The sequence below is a fragment of the Pseudactinotalea sp. genome, from assembly GCF_048594945.1.
In the GTDB taxonomy this organism is placed as follows: Bacteria; Actinomycetota; Actinomycetes; order Actinomycetales; family Beutenbergiaceae; genus Pseudactinotalea.
Window position 1 is genome coordinate 26183 of sequence record NZ_JBMDXJ010000182.1, and the last position, 6768, is coordinate 32950.

Below are 6768 nucleotides of genomic sequence, written 5' to 3' on the forward strand. Positions count from 1 at the left end.
GTCCCGAGCCTACTGTCAGACGACCAGGAGCACACGGCCGAGCACGTAGACCGGCAGGCCGGCCACAGCGACCGCCAGCATCGCCCCGGACAGTGCCGGGAACACGCGCCCGGAGGCCGGGAACTGCCCGAACAGGTGGTGCACGGTGGCGATCAGCACGCCGGCAGCGAGCCCGATGAGCACGCCCGTGGTCATGCCCACGTTGATCAGGAGGTAGCCGATCACGAGCCCGACGACGGCGGCCACCACGATCGTGGTGATGGCCGAGTAGGGAGCGGGGATGGGTGCCGCGGTGATCGCCGCTGCCGCGGCGAGGGTGACCGACCCGATCAGGACCAGCCCCACCTGGGCGCCTCCGGTGCCCATCGCGAGCCACCCCACGGCGCCGACCACCACGGTGCAGCCGGCGACCACGCCGGAGACGGACTCGACCAGGCGCGGGCGGCCGTCGCGGCGCGCGAGCTCGTTGACGAACGCAGCGAGCACGGAGCCGGCGAGAACCAGGGCGGCCCAGGCGACGTCGTCGGTGAGCTCGACCACCGTGACGGCGGCGGCGGAGGTCAGCAGCAGCACCACCACGGCGCCACGGCGGGCGGGCAGGCCGAGCAGGCTGGGCCACCCGATCGAGAACAGCACGCAGATGCCGGCCACGGTGCCCACGAGCAGAGGGCGCTCACCGAACGCGGTGATGCCCACACCTGCCGCAGCGGTCGCCGCGACGACGGCACGGAACGCACCGCTCATCATGATGACCACCACCTCGGAGGATTGGCAGGCAGCGCACGCGAACGCCGGCCCCGCGCTCACGGTACCGGGCAGAACCTGCCACGCCGTGCGCCCTCCGGTCCCTGCGCCCCCTAGACTTCAGCGACTGGCGAGAGGACGAGCGTGGCTGACCTGCTGATGCTGACTTCCGAGCCAGGTGGGTCGGCGCAGGTGCTCGGCGCCCTGGCTCTGCTGCCGCATCGCGTCCGCGTGGTCCCGCTCGAGCCGTCGGCGCTGCTGGAGGCGTCCGACGCCGACTGCGTGCTCGTGGACGGCCGCCGCGACCTCGCCCGTGCCCGCTCCACGTGCCAGCTGATGCGCACCACGGGCATCGAGGTGCCGCTGCTGCTGGTGCTCACCGAGGGCGGGCTGCCGGTCGTGCGGATGGACTGGGGCATCGACGACGTGGTGCTGGCCGACGCTGGGCCCGCCGAGGTGGACGCACGGCTGCGCCTGATAGCCGATCGCGGCCGGCTCTCCCCCGACGACGAGGACACCGAGGAGATCGACGCCGGCGAGCTGCACATCGACGCCGGCGGCTACACCGCCCGGCTGCGGGGCGAGCCGCTCGACCTCACCTACAAGGAGTTCGAGCTGCTCAAGTACCTCTCGCAGCATCCGGGCCGCGTGTTCACGCGCGCACAGCTGCTGCAGGACGTCTGGGGCTACGACTACTTCGGCGGCACCCGCACCGTGGACGTGCATGTGCGGCGACTGCGCGCGAAGCTCGGGCCCGAGCACGATGCGATGATCGGCACGGTTCGCAACGTCGGGTACCGGTTCGAGTCGCAGCGGGACCGCCGGGACGCCCGAGGTGACAGCGGCACGGCGGGGACCGATGAGGCGGAGGCCGGGGACGCCGTCGTCGAGGCATGATGCCGGACCGACCAGCGCCTGACGGCGCGAAGGCCGCTCGTAGCGGCTGATGTTGGAGCCCGGGGCCGGTGCGGCCCGGCATCGGCGTCGAGTGTAGGCGGCGCGACCCGGTCGTGCGAGCCGACGGCACTGTGGTGAACACCGCATGGCGAGAATGTGGCCAGAGTTGCACCCCAGGGTGACCAGATGCCCTTCAACTAGGCGTAGGTTGCCCTAGCCTGAGCACCGATCCGCGGCCCCCTCACACACGGAGACTTCACCATGCGCCTGCGTCTCACGCCGCGCGACGTCACCTTCTTCGACCTCTTCGCCACGCTGGCGGCGCACCTGGTGACCGGTGCCGACCTGCTCGCGCAGATCGTGGGCGCCGAGCCGGCCGACCGATCGGTGCTCGCCGACCGGCTCCGCGACGCGGAGCACGACGCCGACGACGCGACCCACTCGATCATGAAGCGCCTCAACCAGACGTTCGTCACCCCGTTCGATCGGGACGACATCTACGTCCTCAGCTCGGCGCTGGACGACTGCATGGACTTCATGGAGGCGGCCGGCGCGATGATCGTGCTCTACGCCGTCGAGGACCTCCCCGAGGGGGTGAACGACCAGGTCGCCACGCTCCAGCGAGCGGCCGAGCTCACCGCCGATGCGATGCCGCGGCTGCGCACGATGGAAGGGCTCGAGGAGTACTGGATCGAGATCAACCGGCTGGAGAACGAGGGCGACCGCGCCTACCGCGGCCTGACCGCTGCGCTGTTCTCCCACCCCGTCTACCAGGAGAGCCCGGCCGGCGTGGTCGAGATGCTCAAGCTCAAGGGGGTGGTCGACTCGCTCGAGGACGCCGCGGACAGCTTCGAGCGTGTGGCCAACACGGTCGAGACGATCTTCCTCAAGGAGTCCTGAGGACCGGTGGAGCTCACCTTCATCCTGGTCATCCTGGTCGTCGTCATCGCGCTGGGATTCGACTACACCAACGGCTTCCACGACGCGGCCAACGCGATCGCCACGTCGGTGTCGACACGTGCGCTGACGCCGCGGGCCGCGCTGCTGCTCGCCGCGGTGATGAACCTGATCGGTGCACTGCTGGGTACCGGTGTCGCCGAGACCATCGGGAGCGGCATCATCGACGCCCCCACGGGGGCGCACGGGCTCGTGGTGGTGCTCTCCGGACTGGTGGGCGCGATCGTGTGGAACCTCATCACGTGGTGGAAGGGCCTGCCGTCCTCCTCCTCGCACGCCCTGATCGGCGGGCTGATGGGCGCCGGGATCGCCTCGCTGACCAACGTGCACTGGGAGGTGATCCTCGAGAAGGTCGTCGTCCCGATGGTCGTGTCGCCGCTCGTGGGGTTCGGCCTCGCCTTCGTGCTGATGATCGCGGTGCTGTGGATCTTCAGGAACTCCGCACCCGGCCGGACCTTCCGCCGGTTCCGGATCGCACAGACGATCTCGGCGGGCGCGATGGCGCTGGGCCACGGGCTGCAGGACGCGCAGAAGACGATGGGCGTGATCGTGCTGGCGCTCGTGGTCGGTGGCTTCCAGACCACGACCGAGATCCCGTTGTGGGTCAAGCTGGCCGCCGCGCTCGCGATCTCGGCCGGGACCTACGCCGGCGGCTGGCGGATCATGCGCACGCTCGGTCGCCGGGTCATCGAGCTGGACCCGGCCCGCGGCTTCGTGGCGGAGTCCGTGGCGGCCTCGGTGCTGTACACCACCGCGTTCGTGTTCCACGCCCCGATCTCGACCACGCACACGATCACCTCCGCGATCATGGGCGTGGGCGCCACCAAGCGGGCCTCGGCGGTGCGGTGGGGCGTGGCGCGCAGCATCGCGGTGGCCTGGGTGCTGACGATCCCGGCGGCCGCCACGGTCGCGGCGCTGCTGTACCTGGTGCTGTCGCTGTTCCTGTGAGTGTGACGCACGTCGCGCTGACCGGGCAGGCCTGCCCATCGCGGACGGGGTGCCGGCAGGGTCGTTACCCCTAGACTCAACGGCGTCAGATCGACAGCAACCATCCTCTGGGGAGCCGAAGACCGTGAAGAACCGCCTCATCTCGACCACTCTCGCCGCGTTGGCCGGGGTGGGTCTCATCAGCTCGATCGCCGCCTGTGGTGGCCAGGTCGCGACCGCGGAGGTCGGCGACTGCGTCGTCACCGCTGACATCCCGGACGACGTCACCGAGATCCCCACCGTGGACTGCGGCGAGGCGCACGACGCGCAGGTCGTCGGCAAGTTCGACCTCGACGACGGCGACTACCCGGGCGACGACGCCGTGACGACCGCCGCCGAGGAAGGCTGCGTCACCGAGTTCGAGAGCTTCGTCGGGATCGCTGCCGCCGACTCCTCGCTCCAGATCAGCTACGTCTACCCGACCGAGCAGACCTGGGACCAGGCCAACGACCGTGAGGTCATCTGCTTCGCGATCTCGGCCGAGGACGCCACCGAGTCGTGGGAAGGCGCGCAGATCTGACCCGATCATGATCGACGGCGGAGCCCGCCACCCGTTGTCACGGGTCGGCGGGCTTCGTCGTGTCTAGGGATGCACTGAGCAATGGGGGCCGTCCGCGAGGGACGTGCCTGGGCATCGCGCAGCAGGTCCGCACTGATCAGTGTGTCCCTAGGGCCGTTACGGTGGTAGCGGCCGTGCCCGGCCAGTTCCGCTCGTCACCCACTCGTGGAGGTACCGTGCGACCGCACCGACTCAACCTCACCCGCACACTGCTCGCGGTGGCCGGCAGCGCCGCCCTGGTGGCCGGCCTGGCCGCCTGCGGAGATGGCGGCGAGGGCGAGGAGACACCCACTGGGGAAGACACCACCACCAGTGACGAGGTCACCGACGACCCCGCGTCCGACGAGGCGAGCGACGAGTCGACGGACGAGCCCGCCGACGACGCCACCTCGGAGAGCCCCAGCGGCGAGACCGGTGATCTGGACGACGTACCGACGGCGGAGGTCGGCGCGTGTCTGAACCTCGTCGACCTTCTAGCGGGCGAAGGCATCCGCGACATCCCCACCGTGGACTGCACGGAGGACCATGACGCCCAGGTGTTCGCCCTGGTCGACCTGCCCGACGGCGACTACCCGGGCGAGGACGGCATCAAGAACGCCGTCATCGACGAGTGCGGCGCTGCCTTCGAGGCGTTCGTCGGCGTGTCGCCGGATGCCTCAGAACTGGACTTCGATGGGCTCCCGCCATCCGAGGACAGCTGGGCCGTGGGTGACCGCGAAGTCATCTGCCTGGCCTTCTATCCCGAGCTGGATACGACGAACGAGAGCTTCGAGGGCAGTGGCGTCTGACGCCGCACGTCGACGGGTGAGGGGGATCAACGGTGCGCGTGCGCTTCAACCCTCCGCCCGGCTGGCCGGTGCCGCCGGGCTGGTTACCGCCGCCGGGCTGGGATCCTGACCCCACCTGGCCGGCCGCGCCCGACGGGTGGCAGTTCTGGGTTGAAGTCCCGCCCGAGCCCGACCGGGGCGGGCGACGCAGCGGGGTCCGAGCCGCGGGTGCGGTGATCGGTGTCGGACTGCTCGTGGTCGGGCTCATCCTGGGCATCAGCAGGCTCGCAGGCGGGGGCAGCGGGCCGGGGCCGACAGCGGACCCCTCGTCCGAGAGCGACTCGCCCACCGAGCCCGAGACCTACACGGTCACGAACTCCGGCACCGGCCTGGTCAGCGCGGAGGTCGGCGCATGCACCACCACCGACGTGATGGACAACAGCTCGGTCTCGACGTTGCCGCTGATGGACTGCAGCTACGAGCACGATGCGCAGGTGATCGGGCTGTTCGACGTCGAGGGCGACGAGTACCCGGGCGTCGCCACGGTCCGCGCTGATGCGCGCGCGGGCTGCGAAGAGGCTTTCGAGGACTTCGTGGGGATCGCGGTGGCCGACTCCGACCTGGAGCTCTGGCACATCTCCCCCACCGAGGGCACCTGGGACAACAACGACGACCGCGAGGTCATCTGCATCGCCTACCTCGAGGAGGGGTCCGTCACGGAGTCGTGGGAGGGCTCGCAGCGATAGGCGAGGGGATCGCATGGTCGAGTCAGCCCACGTAAGGGATGACGACGTCGTCCTCAGCGTCGGTCTTGATGCGATGTCGGTGGTCTCTCATAGGTTGCATTCATGAGCACGACGACCCCGCCTCACACCGCCTCGGCTGCTGCCGCCGTGGTGGTGCGGGGTGCGGACGAGGTGCTCGGGTCGGCGCGGCATGCGCGGCTGGCTGCGGACGCCGCCGAGGTCCAGGTCCTCATCGATGCCGTGGACTGGGCGGTGATGAACCCGCCCCTGTTCGCCCGGGAAGCGGCCGCGATCTACACCCCCACCGGCACCGGTGATCGGCCGGTCCGGGAGGACCTCACCGCTGACGGCGTCCCCGATGTCGACCGCGCCGCTGTCGCCGAACTCGGCCTCGCCCTCGGGCTCTCGACCCAGGCCGCACAACGGTTGCTCGCCGACGCCCTGGAACTGGCCTACCGGCTCCCGCACCTATGGACCCGGCTCGTCGCCGGCGAGGTCAAGCCCTGGCGGGCTCGCAAGGTCGCCCAAGCCACCCGACCACTGGCACGCCTGGCCGCCCGGTTCGTGGACCGCGAACTCGCCCCACTCGCCGACCGAGTGAGCGGTCCGCAGCTCGAGGGTCTGATCACCACCGCCATGGCACGCCACGACCAGGACCTCGCCGAGCAGCTCGCAGCCGAACGAGCCGAGCAACGCGGCGTGGACATCCACCTGGACCGCACCACCCTCGCCGGGTTGACGTCGATCACCGGGCAGGTCGACCTGCCCGACGCCCACGACCTGGAAGCCGCGCTCTCCCAAGGCGCGGCCCCGCTCGCAGCCTGGGGATCAGAAGACCCTCTCGACGTCCGCAGAGCCCGCGCCCTGGGCGACCTCGCCCGCGACTACCTCACCCACACCACCGGCGAGCAGAACAACAGCGAGAGCGGTGGTGATGGTGCGGAGGGTCCAGAACCACGGCGGTCAGCGGCGTCGAAGCGCAAGATCGTGCTCTACGCCCACCTGACCGAGACCGCCATCCTGGACATGATCCGCCGCGACAACAGGTCGGCACCGGTGCACATGGGCCGGGTCGAGAACACCGACACCCCGATCACCGCCCAGACCATCC

At 70.3% G+C, this 6768-nt stretch carries 8 protein-coding genes; 7 read left to right on the forward strand and 1 reads right to left on the reverse strand.

Features of this window, described 5'->3' with window-relative positions; translation table 11 throughout:
• Positions 1-15: 15 nt before the first annotated feature.
• On the reverse strand, positions 16-744 hold the full coding sequence (locus ACOJSN_RS08165) for a hypothetical protein (protein WP_420112003.1): 729 nt from the start codon (positions 742-744) through the stop codon (positions 16-18).
• A 144-nt stretch (positions 745-888) separates the two neighbouring features.
• On the opposite strand from ACOJSN_RS08165, the gene ACOJSN_RS08170 reads away from it, so the two are divergent.
• The 7 genes from ACOJSN_RS08170 to ACOJSN_RS08200 form a co-directional block, all read left to right on the forward strand.
• The gene (locus tag ACOJSN_RS08170; protein ID WP_420112004.1) at positions 889-1641 is read left to right on the forward strand and encodes a winged helix-turn-helix transcriptional regulator; all 753 of its coding nucleotides are present in this window, start codon (positions 889-891) and stop codon (positions 1639-1641) included.
• A gap of 261 nt (positions 1642-1902) precedes the next feature.
• Positions 1903-2541 carry a DUF47 domain-containing protein gene (locus ACOJSN_RS08175; RefSeq protein WP_420112005.1) on the forward strand — a complete coding sequence of 213 codons (639 nt, stop codon included), beginning with the start codon at positions 1903-1905 and terminating at the stop codon, positions 2539-2541.
• Positions 2542-2547: 6 nt separating this feature from the next.
• A complete protein-coding gene (locus ACOJSN_RS08180) occupies positions 2548-3546 on the forward strand; it encodes an inorganic phosphate transporter (RefSeq protein WP_420112006.1) in 999 nt (332 codons plus the stop codon).
• A 124-nt stretch (positions 3547-3670) separates the two neighbouring features.
• Positions 3671-4105, forward strand: a complete 435-nt coding sequence (locus tag ACOJSN_RS08185; RefSeq protein ID WP_420112007.1) for a septum formation family protein — start codon at positions 3671-3673, stop codon at positions 4103-4105.
• A gap of 215 nt (positions 4106-4320) precedes the next feature.
• Complete coding sequence (locus ACOJSN_RS08190) at positions 4321-4932, forward strand: septum formation family protein (RefSeq protein WP_420112008.1); 612 nt, start codon at positions 4321-4323, stop codon at positions 4930-4932.
• A gap of 32 nt (positions 4933-4964) precedes the next feature.
• Complete coding sequence (locus tag ACOJSN_RS08195; RefSeq protein ID WP_420112009.1) at positions 4965-5657, forward strand: septum formation family protein; 693 nt, start codon at positions 4965-4967, stop codon at positions 5655-5657.
• Between the two features lie 102 nt (positions 5658-5759).
• Positions 5760-6768: DUF222 domain-containing protein (locus ACOJSN_RS08200; RefSeq protein ID WP_420112010.1), on the forward strand; the 1009-nt coding region annotated here is incomplete at its 3' end.

What these genes read in the sequence shown, in the direction of transcription:
- ACOJSN_RS08165 (WP_420112003.1), bottom strand. Translation starts at nt 744, where the DNA reads ATGAGCGGTGCGTTCCGTGCCGTCGTCGCGGCGACCGCTGCGGCAGGT.
- ACOJSN_RS08175 (WP_420112005.1), top strand. Translation starts at nt 1,903, where the DNA reads ATGCGCCTGCGTCTCACGCCGCGCGACGTCACCTTCTTCGACCTCTTC.